Source organism: Cereibacter sediminicola, assembly GCF_007668225.1.
GTDB classification, from domain to species: domain Bacteria; phylum Pseudomonadota; class Alphaproteobacteria; order Rhodobacterales; family Rhodobacteraceae; genus Cereibacter_A; species Cereibacter_A azotoformans.
In genome coordinates this window covers 1-18,812 of sequence record NZ_VDEK01000045.1, presented here as the reverse complement: position 1 = coordinate 18,812, position 18,812 = coordinate 1, and the positions used below count along the sequence as shown (strand labels likewise).

16 protein-coding genes and 2 pseudogenes are annotated in these 18,812 nt (G+C 67.7%); 3 read left to right on the top strand and 15 right to left on the bottom strand.

The window, feature by feature from the left end; translation table 11 throughout:
* Nucleotides 1-227 precede the first annotated feature (227 nt).
* The 8 genes from FG154_RS18525 to FG154_RS18490 all read right to left on the bottom strand — a co-directional run bounded on the left by FG154_RS18525 (nt 228) and on the right by FG154_RS18490 (nt 9,527).
* A complete protein-coding gene (locus tag FG154_RS18525) occupies nt 228-581 on the bottom strand; it encodes a DUF5368 domain-containing protein (protein ID WP_145111156.1) in 354 nt (117 codons plus the stop codon).
* A gap of 9 nt (nt 582-590) precedes the next feature.
* On the bottom strand, nt 591-1,907 hold the full coding sequence (locus tag FG154_RS18520) for an NAD(P)/FAD-dependent oxidoreductase (protein WP_145111154.1): 1,317 nt from the start codon (nt 1,905-1,907) through the stop codon (nt 591-593).
* A gap of 137 nt (nt 1,908-2,044) precedes the next feature.
* Nucleotides 2,045-3,430: a ribulose-bisphosphate carboxylase gene (locus FG154_RS18515; protein WP_145111151.1), complete on the bottom strand. Its 1,386-nt coding sequence runs from the start codon at nt 3,428-3,430 to the stop codon at nt 2,045-2,047.
* 26 nt (nt 3,431-3,456) lie between these two features.
* Complete coding sequence (gene fba / locus FG154_RS18510; protein WP_145111148.1) at nt 3,457-4,521, bottom strand: class II fructose-bisphosphate aldolase; 1,065 nt, start codon at nt 4,519-4,521, stop codon at nt 3,457-3,459.
* A gap of 82 nt (nt 4,522-4,603) precedes the next feature.
* Nucleotides 4,604-5,605: a type I glyceraldehyde-3-phosphate dehydrogenase gene (gene gap, locus FG154_RS18505; protein ID WP_145111145.1), complete on the bottom strand. Its 1,002-nt coding sequence runs from the start codon at nt 5,603-5,605 to the stop codon at nt 4,604-4,606.
* 10 nt (nt 5,606-5,615) lie between these two features.
* The gene (tkt, locus tag FG154_RS18500) at nt 5,616-7,589 is read right to left on the bottom strand and encodes a transketolase (RefSeq protein WP_145111142.1); all 1,974 of its coding nucleotides are present in this window, start codon (nt 7,587-7,589) and stop codon (nt 5,616-5,618) included.
* A gap of 61 nt (nt 7,590-7,650) precedes the next feature.
* Nucleotides 7,651-8,529 (bottom strand): phosphoribulokinase, encoded by an 879-nt coding sequence (locus FG154_RS18495; RefSeq protein WP_011911071.1) that lies wholly within the window; start codon nt 8,527-8,529, stop codon nt 7,651-7,653.
* A gap of 2 nt (nt 8,530-8,531) precedes the next feature.
* Entirely contained in the window at nt 8,532-9,527 is a 996-nt protein-coding gene (locus tag FG154_RS18490) for a class 1 fructose-bisphosphatase (RefSeq protein ID WP_145111139.1), read from the bottom strand.
* A 545-nt stretch (nt 9,528-10,072) separates the two neighbouring features.
* Here FG154_RS18490 and FG154_RS18485 point away from each other — a divergent pair.
* Both FG154_RS18485 and FG154_RS18480 read left to right on the top strand, forming a co-directional pair.
* Nucleotides 10,073-11,356 carry an NAD(P)/FAD-dependent oxidoreductase gene (locus FG154_RS18485; RefSeq protein ID WP_145111136.1) on the top strand — a complete coding sequence of 428 codons (1,284 nt, stop codon included), beginning with the start codon at nt 10,073-10,075 and terminating at the stop codon, nt 11,354-11,356.
* A 92-nt stretch (nt 11,357-11,448) separates the two neighbouring features.
* Entirely contained in the window at nt 11,449-12,453 is a 1,005-nt protein-coding gene (locus tag FG154_RS18480; RefSeq protein WP_145111132.1) for an NAD-dependent epimerase/dehydratase family protein, read from the top strand.
* Nucleotides 12,454-12,596: 143 nt separating this feature from the next.
* On the opposite strand, the gene FG154_RS21920 is transcribed toward FG154_RS18480, so the two are convergent.
* The 5 genes and pseudogenes from FG154_RS21920 to FG154_RS18450 form a co-directional block, all read right to left on the bottom strand.
* Nucleotides 12,597-13,184 carry a hypothetical protein gene (locus tag FG154_RS21920; protein WP_425456863.1) on the bottom strand — a complete coding sequence of 196 codons (588 nt, stop codon included), beginning with the start codon at nt 13,182-13,184 and terminating at the stop codon, nt 12,597-12,599.
* 135 nt (nt 13,185-13,319) lie between these two features.
* A pseudogene (locus FG154_RS18465) lies at nt 13,320-13,553 on the bottom strand (transposase); the annotation flags it as partial.
* A 104-nt stretch (nt 13,554-13,657) separates the two neighbouring features.
* Nucleotides 13,658-14,968: a DUF2793 domain-containing protein gene (locus tag FG154_RS18460; protein WP_145111130.1), complete on the bottom strand. Its 1,311-nt coding sequence runs from the start codon at nt 14,966-14,968 to the stop codon at nt 13,658-13,660.
* A gap of 231 nt (nt 14,969-15,199) precedes the next feature.
* Nucleotides 15,200-15,892, bottom strand: coding sequence for an ABC transporter ATP-binding protein (locus FG154_RS18455; protein ID WP_145111127.1), 693 nt, complete (start codon nt 15,890-15,892; stop codon nt 15,200-15,202).
* A gap of 31 nt (nt 15,893-15,923) precedes the next feature.
* Complete coding sequence (locus FG154_RS18450; RefSeq protein ID WP_425456862.1) at nt 15,924-17,072, bottom strand: KpsE/RkpR family capsule polysaccharide export protein; 1,149 nt, start codon at nt 17,070-17,072, stop codon at nt 15,924-15,926.
* Between the two features lie 460 nt (nt 17,073-17,532).
* On the opposite strand from FG154_RS18450, the gene FG154_RS18445 reads away from it, so the two are divergent.
* Nucleotides 17,533-18,258 (top strand): ABC transporter permease, encoded by a 726-nt coding sequence (locus FG154_RS18445; RefSeq protein WP_425456864.1) that lies wholly within the window; start codon nt 17,533-17,535, stop codon nt 18,256-18,258.
* Between the two features lie 216 nt (nt 18,259-18,474).
* Here FG154_RS18445 and FG154_RS18440 read toward each other — a convergent pair.
* Nucleotides 18,475-18,567, bottom strand: a pseudogene (locus tag FG154_RS18440) (integrase core domain-containing protein); the annotation flags it as partial.
* A gap of 39 nt (nt 18,568-18,606) precedes the next feature.
* Nucleotides 18,607-18,812 (bottom strand): hypothetical protein (locus FG154_RS21120; RefSeq protein WP_222120576.1); only part of this gene is annotated, 206 nt, incomplete at its 5' end.

Below are 18,812 nucleotides of genomic sequence, written 5' to 3'. Positions count from 1 at the left end.
AACGGTCTCGCCAGATAACCAGCGATCTCGTCCGCATCATCTCCCAGATTTTCGACTTCCGCCCCGACAGCGCCGTTTCCGTGTCCGCCGTTTCAGTCGTCGTGGAGCGGCTATCTAGGCGCTCTCTCGGGGCACCGCAAGAGGAAAATCGCACCGACCTGCGTTTTCTTCGCGACCCGCCCGAAGAGCCCCCCGCACAGCCCGGGAAAAGGGCAGGGGAGAGGCCGCTAGCGGCGCAGGAACGACAGGGCCAGCGCCTGGGCCGCATAGGCCACCAGCGTCGTGCCCGCAGCGCCGATCACGGCGATTGCGATCAGCACGATCACGTCGATCGCCCCCCCGATGTGGTAGAGATGCGAGTTGGTCATCCATTGCACGAAGGCCACGGCCGCCATCGCTCCGAGGGGCGACAGAAGCTGCGCGCGCACGAACAGGCGGCTCTCCAGCCGGCGTTCGCGGATCAGGATCGACAGGAACAGCAGCCCGAAGATCGCCGACAGCGCCATCATCGTCCAGAACAGGCCGCGGCCGAACATCTCCTCGAAGACGGCCAGAAGGGTCAGGAAGCTGAAGGTCTGCATGGGTTCTCCTCAGGCGCGGCCGCGCAGCATGGCGTTGTAGGTGGCTTTCAGGGCGATCTCCTTCATCAGCCACGAGATCCAGAGCTCCTCGAGCGGGGCCACGAGGCCGGGGAAGCTTTCCACCAGGTTGTTCTGGTAGTCGAACTCGATCAGCATGGCGCGGCCGACGCGGGTGATCATCGGGCACGAGGTGTAGCCGTTGTAGCTGGCCGTGCCCTCGCGTCCCTCGATCGCGGCGATCAGGTGATCCTCGACCACCGGCACCTGCCACTTGACCGAGGCCGCGGTCTTGCCCTTGGGCACGCCCGCCACGTCGCCGATCGCGAAGACCTCGGGGAAGCGGCAGTGGCGCAGGGTGGCCATGTCCACCTCGACCCAGCCCTGATCCGTCCACTTGTCGGCCCAGGGCAGGGGCGAGTTCCGCACCACCTCGGGGGCGCGCATCGGCGGGATGACGTGGATGTAGTCGTAGGGCCGCTCGACCAGGCCCTCGGGGGTGCGGAAGAAGGCGCGCCGCTGGCCCGGCTCGATCGCACTCAGCACATGCGAGGGGGCGGTGGCGATCCCGCGGTTGCCGAACAGCATCCGCAGCTTTTCATGCACGATCGGCACCGAGAAGAGCGTCTCGTTGTTCGAGAAATAGGTGAACTCGGCCTTCGGGCGGCCGCCGCGGCTGCGGGCGATGTCGTCGATCAGGAACGTGTGCTTGAGCGGCGCGCCCGCGCATTTCATCTCGGTCGCGGGGCGGGTGAAGAGGCCCTGGCCGCCCTCTTCGGCAAAACGCGCGGCGGCGGTCCAGGTGCGGGCGGCGGCGTCGGGGCCGGCATAGACCGAGCCGATGCCGCCCGTGCCGATCATCTCGGGCGAAAAGCCCTCGATCGCGCCGTAGTCCAGCACGAGCCCCGTGGCCACGATCAGGTAGTCATAGGCAAGGCGCGTGCCCCTGGCCGTGGTGACGGCCTTGGCCACCGGGTCGATCTCGGCCGCCTTCTCCTTGATCCAGCGGACGCCCGCGGGCAGCCATTCTCCGGTGGGGCTGACGGCGTAGCGCGCAGGCTTCAGCCCGGCCCCGATCAGCGACAAGCCCGGCTGGTAGAAATGCTGCAGCCGGTCGTCGAGCAGGGTGACCTCGGCCCCCTCCAGCCGCTCGACCATCCGGTTGGCGAAGGTCGTCCCCGCCGCGCCCGCGCCGAGGATCAGGATCCGCACCGGGGTCCTGACCTTCTCGGCCCGTGCCGGTCCCGGGGCCGAGGCCGCCAGGGCGAGCCCTGCGGCCCCCAGCCCCATGAGCCCGCGCCGCGTGAACCCCGTTCCCCTCTGCGTCATGTCCGGTCCTCCTCCATACATTCACATTGACGCATGGATTGAGGAGCCCGCCTTGATGCAGCGCAAGGCACGGCCGTCCGGGTCGGGGATGCCAGAGGGCCCGCGCGCCCGGCGAGACGGGGCGCGGGCGAAGGGCCTCAGGCCGCGCCGGCGAGCTGCAGCTTCTCGCGCCAGCCGGGGTGGAACCGGTCGGCATCGGCGGGGAAGCTTTCGAAGGCGCGGGCCAGTTCGCGATGCTCGCGGGCATAGGTGACGAGATCCACGCCCGCCTTCCAGGCGTCATGCGCCTGGCGCAGCGACTTCGCGCCCGCCGTGCCGCCGTCGAGATGGCCGAAGGCCCCGCCGCCCGAGGTCTGGATCACGTTCGAATGGCCAAGGTTGTCGAAGAAGCCCGGCAGCCTGAGCGCGTTCATGCCCCCCGAGATGATCGGCGTCGTGGCCTTCATCCCCAGCCAGTCCTGCGGGTAGAAGGGCCCCTGGGCCGCATCGTCGGTCAGCATGAAGGCCATGATCCTGTCGGCGGCCTCGCCCTCCATCTTGCCAAAGCCCATCGTGCCGGTGTGGATGCCGGAGGCGCCCTGCAGACGCGACATCTTCGAGAGCACGAAGGCCGTGTAGCCGCGCATCGACTGCGGCGAGGTCACGGCGCCGTGGCCCGCGCGGTGGTAGTGCAGGAACTGCCGCGGGAACTGGCGCCGCGCGGTGGTGATGGCCGCGGGACCCGTCACATAGCCATCCACCAGGAAGGCCACATGGTCGGCGTTCTCGCCGAAGGTCTCGAGGATGTACTCCCCGCGCGCCACCATCTCGTAATGGTCGTCGGCGGTGATGTTGGCCGAGAAGAGCTTGGCCTCGCCGGTCTCGTCCTGCGCGCGCTTCATCGCATCGGCGACCAGACGGATCGTCTCCTTCAGCGGCGCGAAGGTCTGGTTGCCCTGCGGCTCGTCGTTCTTGATGAAGTCGCCGCCGAGCCAGAATTCGTAGCAGGCGTCCGCGAAGGGCTTGGGCCGCAGCCCGAGCTTCGGCTTGATGATGGTGCCCACGACCATGCCGCCGTCGGTCACGCTGCGCCCCAGCACGCGCCACATGTCGGCGATGTTCATCGAGGGGCCGTCGAACAGGCGCAGGTAGCAGGGCGGCACGTAGAAGTCGTGCATCTTGGCGTATTCGACGTCGCCCATGCCCTGGTTGTTGCCGATCGTCAGCGTCAGGAACGAGCAGAGCATCGCCCGCCCGTCGATGATGTTGCGGTCGAACAGCTCGACCGGATAGGCGATCTTCATCAGCTCGCGCGCCTCGTCGATCTCATAGACCAGCGCATCGACGCCGCGGGTGAAATCGTCGGTCGTCGAGACCTCGACGTTGGTGCCGGTCGAGCTTTCGGCGGCGAAATGCGCGGCCGTCTCGAGGTAGCCGTAGCCGGCCTTCGGCTTCATGACATAGGCGCAGAGCACATGACGGCCGCCGGCGATCAGATCGGCTTCCTTGAGGTCAAGCCGGGCGTAGCGGTTGGACTGGTCCATGATCGTATCCTTTCACACGAGGCGGTTCAGGCGGTCTTGGGGGCAAGCGAACCGCTGGCATAGCGCTTCGCCATATCGTCCATCGGGATGACCTTGATCTTCCCGGCATTGCCCGCGGTGCCGAAGGCCTCGAGGCGCAGCTTGCAGAGGTCGCGCATCGCGTCCATCGCGGGCTTGAGGAACTTGCGCGGGTCGAACTCGGAGGGATTCTGCTGTGCGATGCGGCGGAACTGGCCGGTCATCGCCATGCGGCAGTCGGTGTCGATGTTGACCTTGCGCACGCCCATCCTGATGCCGCGCACGATCTCCTCGACCGGGACGCCGAAGGTCTGGGGCATGGCGCCGCCGAACTCGTTGATGATGTCCTGCAGCTCCTGCGGGACCGAGGACGAGCCGTGCATCACGAGGTGGGTGTCGGGCAGCTTCCTGTGGATCGCCTCGATCACCGACATGGCGAGGATCTCGCCGTCGGGCTTGCGGCTGAACTTGTAGGCGCCGTGCGAGGTGCCGCAGGCGATGGCCAGCGCATCGACCTGGGTCTTCTTCACGAAATCCACCGCCTGATCCGGGTCGGTCAGCAGCTGGCTGTGATCGAGCTTGCCTTCCGCGCCATGGCCGTCCTCGGCCTCGCTCTCGCCGGTCTCGAGGCTGCCCAGAACGCCCAGCTCCCCCTCGACCGAGGCGCCCACCCAGTGCGCCATCCGGCTCACCCGCTCGGTGATGTCCACGTTGTAGTCATAGTCCGCGGGCGTCTTGGCATCGGCCTTGAGCGAGCCGTCCATCATCACCGAGGTGAAGCCGTGACGGATCGCGGTCATGCAGGTGGCTTCGTCGTTGCCGTGGTCCTGGTGCATGCAGAGCGGGATCTCGGGATAGATCGCGGCCAGCGCCTCGATCATCTTGGCCAGCATGATGTCGTTGGCATAGCCGCGCGCGCCGCGGCTGGCCTGGATGATGACCGGCGCGTCACAGGCGCGCGCGGCCTCCATGATCGCGAGGCCCTGTTCCATGTTGTTGATGTTGAAGGCGGGGACGCCGTAGCCATGTTCGGCGGCGTGGTCGAGAAGCTGGCGAAGCGTGATCAGTGCCATGAGGGAGTACCTTGAAAACAGCGCGCCGGAACGTCCGGCTCGGGAAAGCGGAAGGGGCGGGAGGCTGGCCCCCGCGCCGCGGTCAGAGAAGCCGGCCCATCGCCACGGCGGTGTCGGCCATCCGGTTCGAGAAGCCCCATTCGTTGTCGTACCAGCTGAGGATGCGGACCATCCGGCCCTCCATCACCTTGGTCTGGTCCATGTGGAAGACCGACGAGTGCGGGTCGTGGTTGAAGTCCGACGAGACGTTGGGCTGTTTCGTGTAGCCCAGCACGCCCTTCAGCGGGCCGTCGGCCGCGGCCTCGATGGCGGCGTTGACCTCCTCGACCGTCGTGTCGCGGGCGGCCTCGAACACCAGATCCACCACCGAGACGTTCGGCGTCGGCACCCGGATCGCGACACCGTCGAGCTTGCCCTTGAGTTCCGGCAGCACGAGGCCCACGGCCTTGGCGGCCCCGGTCGAGGTCGGGATCATGGAGAGCGCCGCGGCCCGCGCCCGGTAGAGATCCTTGTGCATCGTGTCCAGCGTCGGCTGGTCGCCGGTGTAGCTGTGGATCGTGGTCATGAAGCCCTTGGCGATCCCGATCGCGTCGTTGAGCGCCTTGGCCACCGGCGAGAGGCAGTTCGTGGTGCACGACGCGTTCGAGACCACCATGTCCTCGGCCGTCAGCGTGGCGTGGTTCACGCCAAAGACGATGGTCTTGTCCGCGCCGTCGCAGGGCGCCGAGACCAGCACCCGCTTCGAGCCGTTCTGCAGATGCGCCGCGGCCTTCTCCTTCGTGGTGAAGATGCCGGTGCATTCCATCGCCACATCCACGTCCGCCCAGGGCAGCTCGGCCGGGTTGCGGATCGCCGTCACCTTGATCGGGCCGCGGCCCACGTCGATCCAGTCCTCGCCGGTGGTGACGGTGGCCGGGAAGCGGCCGTGCACGCTGTCGAAGCGCAAGAGATGCGCGTTGGTCTCGACCGGCCCCAGGTCGTTGATCGCGACCACCTCGATGTCGGTGCGCCCCGATTCCACGATGGCCCGCAGCACGTTGCGGCCGATGCGGCCGAAGCCGTTGATGGCAACCTTGACTGTCATTCCTCTTCCCTCAGATCCGGTTCCTGGCTTCGGCGACGATCGCGTCGGCCGTGATGTTGAAGTGCTGGTAAAGCGCGGGCGCGGGCGCCGAGGCGCCAAAGCCCGTCATGCCCACGAAGCCGTCCTGCGGCCCGAGGAACAGATCCCAGCCCTGCCGCAGCGCCGCCTCGCAGCCCACGCGCGGCGCGGTGCCCAGGACCTTCGCCCGGTAGTCGGCCGGCTGGGCGGCGAACAGCTCGAACGCGGGCGCCGAGACCACGGCGGCGGCGATTCCCTCCTCGGCCAGCCGGTCGGCGGCGGCGAGGGCCAGTTCCAGCTCCGAGCCGGTGGCGATCAGCGTCACCTGACGGTTCGCCGGATCGCGCAGCAGATAGGCGCCGCGGGCGGTCAGGTTCTCGTCGCCCTGTTCGGTGCGCACCGTGGGCAGGTTCTGGCGCGACAGCACCAGAAGCGTCGGCGTCGCGGTCGAGGTCATGGCGATTTCCCAGGCCTCGGCGGTCTCGACCGCATCGGCGGGCCGGATCACCGTCAGGTTCGGGATGGCGCGCAGGCTCGCCAGATGCTCGACCGGCTGGTGGGTCGGTCCGTCCTCGCCGAGGCCGATGGAGTCATGCGTCATGACATAGGTCACCGGCACGCCCATCAGCGCCGAGAGCCGGATCGAGGGCCGGCAGTAGTCGGCGAAGGCCATGAAGGTCCCCCCGTAGGGGCGCAGGCCGCCGTGCAGCGCGATGCCGTTCATCGCGGCCGCCATGCCGTGCTCGCGGATGCCGTAGTGGATGTAGCTGCCGCCAAAGGCGCCCGGCGTCACCGAGACCATCCCCTTCGAGCGGGTGAGGTTCGAGCCCGTCAGATCCGCCGAGCCGCCGACCGAGAAGGGCAGCGCCGCGTTCACCACCTCGAGCGCCATCTCGGAGGCCTTGCGGGTCGCGACCTTGGGCTTCTCTGCCGAGAGCTTTGCCTTGTAGGCGGCGATGGCGGGCGGAAGTGCGGAGGTGTCGCCCGCCTCGGCCGCCTCGAAGGCCGCGCGCGCGGGGCTGGCGGCGAGGCGTGCTTCCCAGGCCGTCCGCGCGGCCGCGCCGCGTTGGGCGATCCCGTGCCAGGCGGCGTAGAGGTCGGCGGGGATCTCGAAGGGCGCGTGCTCCCAGCCGAGGAAGGCGCGGGCCGCGGCGATCTCCTCGGCGCCGAGCGGCGCGCCGTGGACGTCATGACCGCCCTGCTTGTTCGGCGCGCCGAAGCCGATCACCGTCCGGCAGGCGATCATCGAGGGGCGCGGGTCGCGCCGCGCGGCCTCGATCGCGGCCGCGATCTCCTCGGGCGCGTGGCCGTCGCAGGCCAGCACATGCCAGCCCGCGGCGGCAAAGCGCGCCATCTGGTCGGTCGAGGTCGAGATCGCCGTGTCGCCGTCGATGGTGATGCGGTTGTCGTCCCAGAGCACGATCAGCCGGCCAAGACCCAGATGCCCCGCCATGTCGATCGCCTCGTGGGAGATGCCCTCCATCAGGCAGCCGTCGCCCGCGATGACATAGGTGTAATGATCGACCAGCGCCTCGCCGTAGCGGGCGGCCTTCATGCGCTCGGCCAGCGCCATGCCGACGGCGGTTGCGATCCCCTGACCCAGCGGGCCGGTCGTCACCTCGATCCCGTCGGCGTGGCCATATTCCGGGTGCCCCGCCGTCCGCGCGCCGAGCTGGCGGAAGGACCGGATCTGGTCCATGTCCATGTCGGCGTAACCCAGCAGGTGGTGGATCGCATAGAGCAGCATCGAGCCATGCCCGGCCGAGAGCACGAAGCGGTCGCGGTCGGGCCATTTCGGCGCCGCCGGGTCGATGGTCATGAAGCGGTTGAAGAGGACGGTGGCCACGTCGGCCATGCCCATCGGCATGCCGGGATGGCCCGACTTCGCCTTCTCGACCGCATCCATCGCCAGCGCCCGGATGGCATGGGCCATCCGCGTCTCCTGCGAGACCTCGATATCCTTCATGGCACGCCTCCTTCGCTCTGCCGTTCCCGGCCCGGCCGCGGCCGGGCGCCTTCTGCGCGCCTCAGGCCCGCGCGCGGCGCGCCTCGCGCACCATCCGCTCGATCAGCGGCGTCAGGATCAGCTGCATCGCCAGATCCTGCTTGTTGCCCGGCACCACGATGGAGTTCGCCCGGCTCATCCACGAGCCCGCGATCATCGAGGTGAGATAGGGGAAGTCGATCCCGCGCGGGTTCTTGAACCGGATCACGATCAGGCTCTCGTCCGGCGTGGGGATCCAGCGCGCGATGAACGGGTTCGAGGTGTCCACCACCGGAACGCGCTGGAAGTTGATGTCCGTCTCGGAGAATTGCGGCACGATGCAATGGACGTAGGCGTGCATCCGGCGCAGGATCACGTCGGTGACGGCCTCGGTCGTGTAGCCGCGCTGCGCCCGGTCGCGGTGGATCTTCTGGATCCATTCGAGGTTGATGACCGGCACCACCCCCAGCTTGAGGTCGGCGTGCTGCACGAGGTTGACCTCGTCATTGACCACGCAGCCGTGCAGCCCCTCGTAGAAGAGAAGGTCCGTATCCTCCTCGAAGGGCGCCCAATCGGTGAAATGGCCGGGCGGCACGCCGTAGCGTTCGGATTCGTTGGCGTCATGGACATAGTGGCGGGTGCGCCCGCGCCCCGTCTCGCCATATTCGCGGAACACCCGCTCCAGATCCTTCAGCTCGTTGGCCTCGTAGGAGAAATGCGAGAAGGTCGCGTCCCCCGCCGCATAGCGGCGCTCGAGTTCGGCCTTCATGTCGGCGCGGTTGTAGCGGTGGAAGGCGTCGCCCTCGATCGAGACCGACTTCACCCCCTCGCGCCGGAAGATCTGCTCGAAGGTGTTCTTCACGGTCGAGGTGCCGGCGCCCGACGAGCCGACCACGGAAATGATGGGAAACTTTTTCGACACTCTTAACTCCGGAACAGGCCGCGCGTGCCGAAGAGCGCCGATGTCTCCTGGCCCGGCAGATCGTGATAGGCGGCGACGCAGGCGACCTTGCCCGCGCAGCCGAAGACGAAGGGGGTGCGGGCATGGAGCCGGTCGGGCAGGGCCGTCAGGATCGGGTCGCAGCCGTCGCTGGCGCTGCCGCCCGCCTGGGTGATGAGGAAGGCGATGGGGGCGCATTCATAGACATGGCGCAGGCGGCCGCGCTCGTATCCCCGGCGGTCGTCGCCCGGATAGAGGAACACCCCGCCCCGCATCAGGATGCGGTGCGTCTCGGCCACCAGCGAGGCGATCCAGCGCATGTTGAAGTTCTTGCCCCGCGGCCCGTCGGCGCCGGCCATCAGATCGTCGATGAAGGCGCGGACCGGCTTCGGCCAGTGGCGGTAGTTCGAGGCGTTGATCGCGAATTCCGAGGTTTCCGCCGGCAGCGGCCGGATGTCGGCCATGCGCCGGAAGATCCCCGCCTCGAGGTCGAGCACCCAGTGATGCACCCCCCGCCCGAAGCTGCAGACCAGCGCGCATTGCGGCCCGTAGATGATGTAGCCGGCCGCGATCTGCTCGGTGCCGGGGCGCAGGAAACTCGCCTCGGGGCTTTCGGCGGCCGGAAAGATCGAGAAGATCGTGCCGATCGAGACATTCACGTCAATGTTGGACGAGCCGTCGAGCGGGTCGATGGCAAGCGCGAGCGCGCCCTCGCCCAGCGTCACCACCTCGTCCTGCTCTTCCGAGGCGTAATGGGCCACCGCCGACCCTGCGAGCGCCTCGCGGAAGGCGTCGTCCGCGATGACGTCGAGCGCCTTCTGGCCATCGCCTCCGGCATTGGTGCCCACGCCCGCCGCCAGGTCGGTCTCGAGCCCGTTGCGCGAGATGAGGCGCGCGATCCGTCCTCCCACCCGTGCCAGCCGCTGCATCACGTCCGCGAGTTCGGGGTTCAGCCCCAGATCCTCAAGCTCGATCGTCATGGCTCCTCCCTGCCTTGTCGCGGCGGAAAGTGCGTCAGGATGGATTTCATGAATATTTCAAATTCCCCAAAGCGACTTCAGAAAAATCTAAGAACGCCCCTCTACCCGCCCTCCGTTCTGCGCGCCTGCGGGCGCCGTTCGGCGGCCGATCCCGATCCGGGGGCGCACACCATGGCCCCCCACCGGAGGGGAGGCGGGAATAAATCATTGTTCACCAGAAGGTTGCGCCTCACCTGCGACAAGAGGTCCGGCCGGATGCCGGGGCCCGAGGCGCCGATCCCGACGGGCAGCGGGCCGGACCCCGGCGGGCCCCGCCAAAGACGCTTTGTCGCAGCGCGGGCCGGGGCCAACGCGACCACCGAAGGTGCGGGGCACGCGCGCGCCGCGCCACGGCCTGCGCGCCTCCGACTCGTCGGGCTCGGGGCCTCTGGCGCTCGGCCGCCGCCGGAGGGCCGGCGTCTCCTGCGGCAAGGCCTTGGCGACAGGGGCCCGCTTCGGCATGGTCCGGCAAGGCGGCCCTGCCGCACGACCAGCCGGAGCGCATCATGCTGAACGATCCCCGATCCCACGGCCTTTGGGAAAAGACCGCCCCTCCGATGCCCGCGACACCCCCGCTTGCAGGCCCGGCCGAGGCGGATGTGGTGGTGGTGGGCGGCGGCTTCACCGGGATCTCGGCCGCGCTGCATCTGGCCGAGGCCGGGCGCAGGGTGATCCTGCTCGAGGCGGTCGAGGTGGGGTTCGGCGCCTCGGGACGCAACGTCGGGCTGGTGAACGCGGGCCTCTGGACCATGCCCGACGAGATGCCGCGGGTGCTCGGTCCCCTGCACGGGCCGCGGCTTCTCGATCTGCTGGGAGGGGCGCCGGCCGAGGTCTTCGCGCTGGTCCGCCGCCATGGCATCGACTGCGAGGCGGTGCCGAACGGGACGCTCCACTGCGCCGTGGGCCCGGCCGGGCTGGCCGAACTGGCCGAGCGCGCCCGGCAATGGGGACGGCGCGGCGCGCCGGTGACGCTGCTCGACGCGGCCGAGACACGGCAGAGGCTGGGCGGGGGCAGCTATGCCGGCGCGCTGCTGGATCGCCGCGCGGGCACCCTCCAGCCGCTGGCCTATGTCCGCGGGCTCGCCCGTGCCGCGCTGCGGGCGGGCGCGCGGATCCACGGCCAGAGCCCGGTGACCGGGATCTCACGCCAGGGGCCGGACTGGGTGGCCACCACCCCCGGCGGCCGGGTGCGCGCGCCATGGCTGGTGCTGGCCACCGACGCCTACAGCTCGGCGGGGCAGGAGGGACTGCGCCGCGAGCAGGTGATCCTGCCCTATTTCAACATGGCGACGCCGCCCCTGCCCGAGGCGATCCGCGCCACCATCCTGCCCGGGCGCGAGGGCTGCTGGGACACCCGGCAGGTCCTGTCCTCGTTCCGGCCCGATGCGGCGGGGCGGCTGGTGTTCGGCTCGGTCGGCCAGCTCACCCGGCCGGAGTTCGCGGTGCACCGCGACTGGGCGCTGCGGGCGATGCACCGGATCTTCCCGCAGCTTCGGGGCATCGGCTTCGATGAGCACTGGTTCGGCCGCATCGGCCTCACGCCGGACCATCTGCCCCGGCTGCACCTGCCCGGTCCGCAGGCGATCTCGATCAGCGGCTACAACGGCCGCGGCATCGGGCCGGGCACCGTCTTCGGCAAGGCGATCGCCGCCCATGTGCTGGGCGAGCTGCCGGCCGAGGCCCTGCCGCTGCCGGTCAGCGAGGCGCGCGCCGTCCCGCTGCGGTGGGCGAAGGGGCTGGGCTACCGCGCGGGCGCCGTGGCGCAGCATCTGCTGGCCGACCGGCTCTGACCGCGGGCCCTCCGAGCGTCGGGCGGGCTTCCGAAGCCGGCCGGCCGTCGCTATGGTCGCGCCCGAACGGTCCTTCGGCAAGAGAGGTCTTCGTGAGACGCATCCTCATCACCGGCACGGCCGGCTTCATCGGTTACCATCTCGCGCGGCTGCTGCTGGCCGAGGGCTTCCGCGTCCACGGCTACGACGGGATGACCGACTATTACGACGTGGCCCTGAAGCGCCGCCGCCATGCGATGCTGCTGCAGGACCCGAATTTCTCGGCGACCGAGGGCATGCTCGAGGATCAGGCGCTGTTCGACCGGGTGGCCGATGACTTCGCCCCCGAGGTGATCGTCCATCTCGCGGCCCAGGCCGGCGTGCGCTACTCGGTCGAGAACCCGCGCGCCTATCTCGATGCCAACGTGATCGGCACCTTCAGCGTGATGGAGGCCGCGCGACGGCTGAAGGTGGCCCACCTGATGATGGCCTCGACCTCGTCGGTCTATGGCGCGAACGAGGAGATGCCCTTCCGCGAGACCGACAAGGCCGACCACCAGCTCACCATCTATGCCGCCACCAAGAAGGCGAACGAGAGCATGGGCCACGCCTGGGCGCATGTGCATGGCGTGCCGGTCACGATGTTCCGCTTCTTCACCGTCTACGGCCCCTGGGGGCGGCCGGACCTTGCGCTCTTCCGGTTCGTGGACGCGATCCTCGACGGCCGGCCGATCGACATCTACAACCACGGCGAGATGTGGCGCGACTTCACCTATGTGGACGATCTCGTCCGCGCGATCCGCCTCCTGATCGAGGCCGTGCCCGGAGGCCCCGAGACGGCGGTCGAGGGCGACAGCCTCTCGCCCGCGGCCCCCTTCCGCATCGTCAACATCGGCAATTCCGACAAGGTGCGGCTGCTGGATTTCATCGAGGCCATCGAGGAGAGCCTCGGCCGCCGCGCGATCCGCAACTTCATGCCGATGCAGGTGGGCGACGTGCCGGCGACCTGGGCCGATGCCGGGCTTCTCCAGCGCCTCACCGGCTACCGCCCGCAGACCGACGTGCGCGAAGGCATCGCGCGCTTCGTCGCCTGGTATCGCGATTATTCGGGGAAGTAGTTCAGCCTGAACAACGCGATCAGGCGGCCGCGAGGCTATACCGAACCGGTTGATCAGCGCGTGCTCGAGGGCGCTCGCGGCCGTCGAAGCCTTGCCCGAGCGCGACAGGTGCCAGCCGAGAAGCTCGCGGGTGTGGCAGTCGATCACCAGAGCGAGCGTGGCCCAGCCGTCGCGGCCGGCCCAGACCCGGCAGAGGTCCGTGGACCCGCGCTCGTTGGGAGCTGTCGCCACCGAGGGTACCGCCTCGATCCTGGGTCGCATCCCGATCGGGCGCTTGCGAACTTGCCAGCCCTTGATCTGGAAGACCCGCTGGACGGTCGTTCGGCCCGCTCACACGGACCAGTGGCGTTCGGGGCCTCACTGTTGAAGCCCAGAAGCCAGGCTACGGTGCGGTAGCCGAACGAGGGTTCCTTCTCGATCAAGGCCTTGATCGGCTCGGCGAAGCGCGGATCCACCTTCGGCGCGGCCTTGGTCGGCTTGTAGTACACAGTCCGCCGCGGCACGCCGAACCACGCGCAGAGCTTGGTCAGCGGCACGCGGAGGCCATCCGCCAGAAGGCCCTCAGGGAGCGTCCGGATCAATTGCCGTCCTCCCGCTCCATGAGGGCTGCCAGCTTTCTTCTGGCCTGCAGCTTCCAGCATCGCCGCGCCGTAAGCTTCCTGAAGGTCCTTCAGCTGCTTCTCGTACTGCTCGCGGATGTCGAGCGGGTTGGCGCGGAATGCATTTTCCATCCTCCGCTGGCATCCTCGACCCATCCCTCGATCTCGGACGGCGAGAGATCATAAGACCGGCTTCATCGGACTGCCACTGTCCGCATGGAGTACGAGCGGGCTGGTCAGCCACTTCTCGGACCAGACGGCGCGCTTGGCCGCCAAGGCTTCCTGCACGTCCCCCGTGGAGAGGCCGCGGAGGTAGAGCGCCGGCAGGAGCGCGTCGAGGCTCTTCGACCGCCGCGCCCACTTCGGCAAGATTCTGGAATTGAACCGGATCTTCTCCTCTGTCGGCACATTGGCGCGGTCGCGGACCTTGGGCCGCTGGACCGGAAGGGGGCCGATCCCGGTCTGGATCTCGCGCGCAGGCCCGGCACCGTGACGGACCAACGTCGGCGGCCGTCCACACGGCCAGTATGGCAGCCGCTTGGATTTCGGTACGCACTGGAATGCGACGGTCAGCCATGGCGGCAACTTCGGACTTGTCGATCCGTTCAGTACCAGCGGCCCATCGAGATCAGATCGACCTGCGCCGCCACCCGCTCGTTCGTGCCGCTGCAGGCCGACAGGGTGGCTCCGGTCGCGGTGCGCGAGGTCAGCCGGGGGCTGATTGCGGTGGCGGCGGCGCTTGTCACCCCGAGCGTGGTCACCAGCCCCGTCGTGGTCGAGAAGGCCGCCGGGAAGGTGACGGACACGTCGGCCGAGGCCGAGGTGCCGACGGTCTGCCAGCAGGTCTGGGTCCCGTCCTGGTGGCGGATGTAGCGGCCGTTGCCGTTGCTCGCGCTCTGGACGATCCCGCCGGCGAACCAGCCGCTCCAGGCGCCGCCCGAGCGGGCGCGCGAGAAGAGGATGCCGGCGACGGCCCCCGCACCGCTCGTGCCCTCGACGAGGAAGAGCTGGACCTCACTTCCCGTCGCGCGCCGCTGGTGGAGGAGGATGCCCGACCGCACGCCCGAGGGGCCTCCGCTGCTGCCCTGGGTGCTGTCGTAGCCATAAAAGCCCGGCACGATCGAGCCGTCGGTCACCGCGCTGTTGCCGATGAGCGGCGCCATGCCGCCCAGCCCGAAGGCGCCCACCGCCATCAGCCGGCCTGCGGTCCCGTCCGCGGGCGAGGCCTGCACCGCTGTCCCGGTGACGCTGCCCGCCACGCTCAGCCCCTGCGGCAGCGCCACCCGGCCGCTGGCCCGCTCCACCCGCAGGGCGGTGCGGAAGGTCTCGCCGTCAGGGCTCACCTTCACGATGAAATCATCCTCGCCCGCCAGGCCCATCTCGGCCCGCCCCGACCAGCCGGTCTGGAAGAGAAGGCTTGCCGTATCCCCGGCCAGCGCCTTGTTGATCTTGAGCTGGTGCCCCGCCCCGTCATGGGTGAGGAGCGTCGCCGGAGAGGCGACGGCCAGCCGGTTGGTCTCGTCCGCGGCGGTGGCGATGCCGAGCGAGGCGAATTCCGGCACGAGCCGGCCCAGCACCTGCCAGCCCGCGGCCGAGGTGAAGACGAGCCCCGCCCCTTCGGCCAGGACGAAGGTCTGCCAGCCCGGCCGCGGCGCGAGAAAGCGCCAGAGGGCCGCCTCCGCGTCCCAGACCGCCAGTTCCCCCGCATGTCCCGCCCAGGGGCCGGTGGCGTCGGCCGCCACCAGATGCCGCGCGCCCTCTGCCGGGGCCGCCGGCGGGGCCGTGCGGTCCCGGTCGAGCACCGCCGGCTGCACCAGCGCATCGAGCAGCCGCAGCGCCTCGTTATGGGTCACATGCTTCTGCGCCTGGGACGGCAGGATGTAGGGAAGCGACAGGACGGGCGACGTATCGGACATGGGAACCCCTTCGGCACGATTGGCCGAGAGGCTAGAAGGAAAGAATGAAGAGGCCGTGGGAGGAGCGTACGCCAAGTGCCCGCCGGCCATGCTGGCCGACAAGAAAGTGCCCTTCCGCATGCCCGAGCGACCGGCGGCCCCGTCAGCTGTCCGGGAGGGTGCAGGTGGGCCGTTCTCCCTGCCGCGTCCGCAAGGGGCGGATCGCCGCCCCGCCCTGCCCCGGCCGGCAGGTCATTCCGACACGTCCTTCTCCATCCAGGGCGGCAGAATGCCCTTCATCATGTGTTCATGGTGCTCCACCGCCTTGCCGATCTCCTCGTAATAGAAGAGCTGCCCGTCATGCAGCACGGCGCCCGACTTGCAGAGCTTCTTCAGCAGCGACATGGAGTGCGAGACGATGATGGCGCCGCTCGTTTCAAGCCGGTTCCTCAGCACCGCATTGCTTTTGGCGTTGAAGGCCGCATCGCCCACGGCGGTCACCTCGTCGATGAGATAGGTCTCGAAGGGCACGGCCATCGAGACCCCGAAGGCGAGCCTCGAGCGCATGCCCGAAGAATAGCTGCGCACCGGCAGATGAAAGTGCTGGCCGATCTCGGCGAAGTCGCGCACGAACTCGACCATCTCCTCGGTATCGATGCCATAGAGGCGCGCGACGAAGCGCACGTTCTGCGCCCCGGTAAGCTCTGAATGGAAGCTGCCCGCGAACCCAACCGGCCAGGAGATCGTGCCGGTCGAGACGATCTCGCCGCTGTCGGGCAGCAAGGTTCCGGCAATCATCCGCAGCAGACTCGACTTGCCTGCCCCGTTCCGCCCCAGGAGCCCCACGCTCTCGCCCGTGGGAAAGGTGAAGGACAGATCGCGGGCGACTGTCCTGTGCGTCCCGTTGAGGACGTAGGTCTTCGTGACATTGCGCAGCTCGATCATGGCCCGTCCCGACGAAATCCCGCGGCTGCCGTCAGCGCCGGTCCCGCACGCTGTAATAGACCAGAAGGCCGATTGACCAGAGCAGCAGCGCGAAGCCGCCGGCCAGAAACGTCAGCAGCCCGCGCTGCGGATAGAGCGACTTCTCCGCCAGGGTGGGGCGGATATAGGCTGCGAGATAGCGGTTCTTGCGTTGGGCGTCGGCGAGGGCCGCGTCGTAATTGGCGAGGGCGGCAAGGTAGGATTTTTCGGCGAACTCCCGATCCACCGTGAGACGCTCATATTCCCCGACAAGAGTGGAATAGTCGCTGGCCTTTCCACCCGTGCCGCCTCCCATGCCGAACTTTTCGCGTTCGCGCTGGATCAGCTCCTCGATGACCGCGATGCGCCGCTCGTTCTGGGCGATGCGGGGGTCGTTCGGCTGAGTGGTCTGGCGCAGGAGGTTGATGTCTATGTTGGCGGCGGCGAGTTGCTCCTGCAGGGTGTAGAGCAGGCCCATCTGGCCCTGGATGTCGGCGGAAGGATCGACGATCTGCGTGCGCGACCGGAACTCGGTGACGGCGACGCGCTGCTCGCGCAGTCTTTCGACCGCCTTGTCGAGCTCTTCGCGGGCGTAGCGCGTGGCATCTGCACGGGCGATTGCGGACAGCTCGTTGATCATCCGGGTCGACTCGTCGAGAATCGTCTGCGCGATGATCTGGGCATCCCTCGGCTCGAAGGCATGGACGCGCAGCTCGATCAGACCTGTGGTGCTGTCGTAGCTGATCCGGACCATCCGCTTCCAGTAGTCGACCAGATCCTCGATCTCATTCTCGGGTGAGAAGGCGAAGACCGGGTCGAAGCTGGGCTTCGAATAGATCTCCTTCAGCTTCAGCTGATCGCTGATCCGCTGGACGAGCTCCTGGCTCTGGATGAACTGGTAGAGAATATCGGTGTCGGACGCAGTGCCCGATGCGGGCACGCCGGAGAGGCCACCGAAGCCGCTGAGGAAATCGAGCGCGGATCCCGAATCTTCCGAGCGGACGGCAAAGCCGACTGTGGATGTGTACTGGTCGTCTGCGATGGTGAAGAGATAGAGCGCGGCGGCCAGCGTGGGGGCCAGCACGAGCCCGAGAAAGCTCCCGAGGATCGCGTGATGGCGCAGCCGGGCCCTTGCCGCCGAAGCCACGGAGGGGATGCGCACCGGCGCTGCGGGCGCCGGTTTCTTCGGAGCGGCCGGCTTGGGGGGCGCCTTCGTCGCGGGTGCGGGACCCGGAACCTTCCGCGGCGCCTCGGGAGGAGCCTTGGCCTCGACGGGCTTCGGGGCGGCCGACGGTTGCGACGGGGCCGGGCCCACCGCGGGCGCTGGATTCTGCGCTGCGCCGGAGCGCAGTTCCGCTTCGGAGGGCTGTGGGCTGATCGGAGCGGCTGCCTGCGGTGCCGTCGGCTTGGAAGCGTTCACGGAAGCGGTCCCGCTGGATCTGGCTCATTCATCGGGCGAAGGTATGCCAGCCCTACACTACAGGATGCAAGTGATGATATGAAGCCCCTCGGCAGGTGCACCGCCTGACGGATGGAACAGGGGAGACAATGCGCTCTTGGCACGGTTGAACGAAATTCTGTCACAGGGTCGATTTACCTGGGTGCGGTCGATCGTCTCTCTCATGCTCCGGGAGATGGCGACCAGCTACGGCCGCTCCCCGGGCGGATATGTCTGGGCGGTGGCAGAGCCGGTCGCAGGACTGCTTCTGCTCACCATCGTATTTTCCTTTGCATTTCGCTCACCCCCGCTCGGAAGCAACTTTGCATTGTTCTATGCGACGGGATTTTTGCCGTTCACCTATTACACATCGCTGACGAGTCGAGTCGGGCTCGCAATCCGTTTTTCCAAACCGCTGCTTGCCTATCCTGCGGTGAACTATATAGATGCGATTGCCAGCAGATTTCTTCTTAATACAATCACGAATCTCGTAGTGTTCATGATAGTCTTTACCGGCATCATCACCATATACGGACTCAATGTCAGCATTGACTTCTATGCCATATTCGAAGCCTTCTCGATGATTGCCCTTCTCGCCCTGTCGCTCGGAACGATCAATTGCTATCTGTTCAGCGTTTTTCCTGTCTGGGAACGGGTCTGGAGCATCCTCAACCGGCCGATGTTCATTCTGTCCGGGATCTTCTTCGTGCTGGACACGGTTCCCGAACCATTCCGGTCTCTCCTTTGGTATAACCCGCTGGTGCATGTCATTGCAAAGATGCGCGAAGGTTTTTACAGCACATATGATGCACGTCTTGCTTCGCCCCTGTATGTATATTCTATTGGCCTTCTGATCCTTTTTCTGGGGCTCCTGCTGCTGTCGCGTCATCATCGACAGATCATGAATTGAGGTATTTTATGAAATATGTTCAGACCAGGCTCCAGACTTCGGTAACGAGGCCGTTCCGGTCAAGCCGTTTTGCGCATGGGGATGCGCCGCCGGACGGCGGCTTTTTTTGCCTTGGGCAAGTGACCTGCCTCCCTGTTCGGCGGCCTTAGACTGAGATCGACCCGGGTGCATGCTTCGGTCCGTGGTCGGTGGTTTTGCCCCCGTTTCACCGGACACTCAGGCGGTTGCGGTTTGGGCTGCGATGAACTCGCGGGGCGAGCGCATTTTCAGCCCTGAGTGCGGGTGGTTTTCGTTGTAATCCTCGATCCAGGTGTTGATTTGTAAGCTGACGCCGAGGGCCGTCTTGACTTACCGGCTTTTCTCATCGGCCATGATGCGCTCGATGATGTCGGGTTCGCACTTTTCGGCGCGCAGGAACCCGAGGATTCCGCCATTCCAGGTCCGGATGTCGGCGAGGAGTTCCTGCAGGCATTCGATGCCGCGGTCGGTGAAGGCCGTTATGCCTTCCTCGGTTCCGTTGTCGACCCAGATCTTCTCGCCATAGTCGATGTTGT

Bases quoted from the DNA above. Each gene is read 5' to 3' on its own strand.
- FG154_RS18485 (WP_145111136.1), top strand. From the start codon at position 10,073: ATGCTGAACGATCCCCGATCCCACGGCCTTTGGGAAAAGACCGCCCCT.
- FG154_RS21920 (WP_425456863.1), bottom strand. From the start codon at position 13,184: ATGGAAAATGCATTCCGCGCCAACCCGCTCGACATCCGCGAGCAGTAC.
- FG154_RS18445 (WP_425456864.1), top strand. From the start codon at position 17,533: ATGCTCCGGGAGATGGCGACCAGCTACGGCCGCTCCCCGGGCGGATAT.
- FG154_RS18455 (WP_145111127.1), bottom strand. From the start codon at position 15,892: ATGATCGAGCTGCGCAATGTCACGAAGACCTACGTCCTCAACGGGACG.
- tkt (WP_145111142.1), bottom strand. From the start codon at position 7,589: ATGAAGGATATCGAGGTCTCGCAGGAGACGCGGATGGCCCATGCCATC.
- FG154_RS18525 (WP_145111156.1), bottom strand. From the start codon at position 581: ATGCAGACCTTCAGCTTCCTGACCCTTCTGGCCGTCTTCGAGGAGATG.
- gap (WP_145111145.1), bottom strand. From the start codon at position 5,605: ATGACAGTCAAGGTTGCCATCAACGGCTTCGGCCGCATCGGCCGCAAC.
- FG154_RS18520 (WP_145111154.1), bottom strand. From the start codon at position 1,907: ATGACGCAGAGGGGAACGGGGTTCACGCGGCGCGGGCTCATGGGGCTG.
- fba (WP_145111148.1), bottom strand. From the start codon at position 4,521: ATGGCACTGATCACGCTTCGCCAGCTTCTCGACCACGCCGCCGAACAT.
- FG154_RS18515 (WP_145111151.1), bottom strand. From the start codon at position 3,430: ATGGACCAGTCCAACCGCTACGCCCGGCTTGACCTCAAGGAAGCCGAT.
- FG154_RS18490 (WP_145111139.1), bottom strand. From the start codon at position 9,527: ATGACGATCGAGCTTGAGGATCTGGGGCTGAACCCCGAACTCGCGGAC.
- FG154_RS18460 (WP_145111130.1), bottom strand. From the start codon at position 14,968: ATGTCCGATACGTCGCCCGTCCTGTCGCTTCCCTACATCCTGCCGTCC.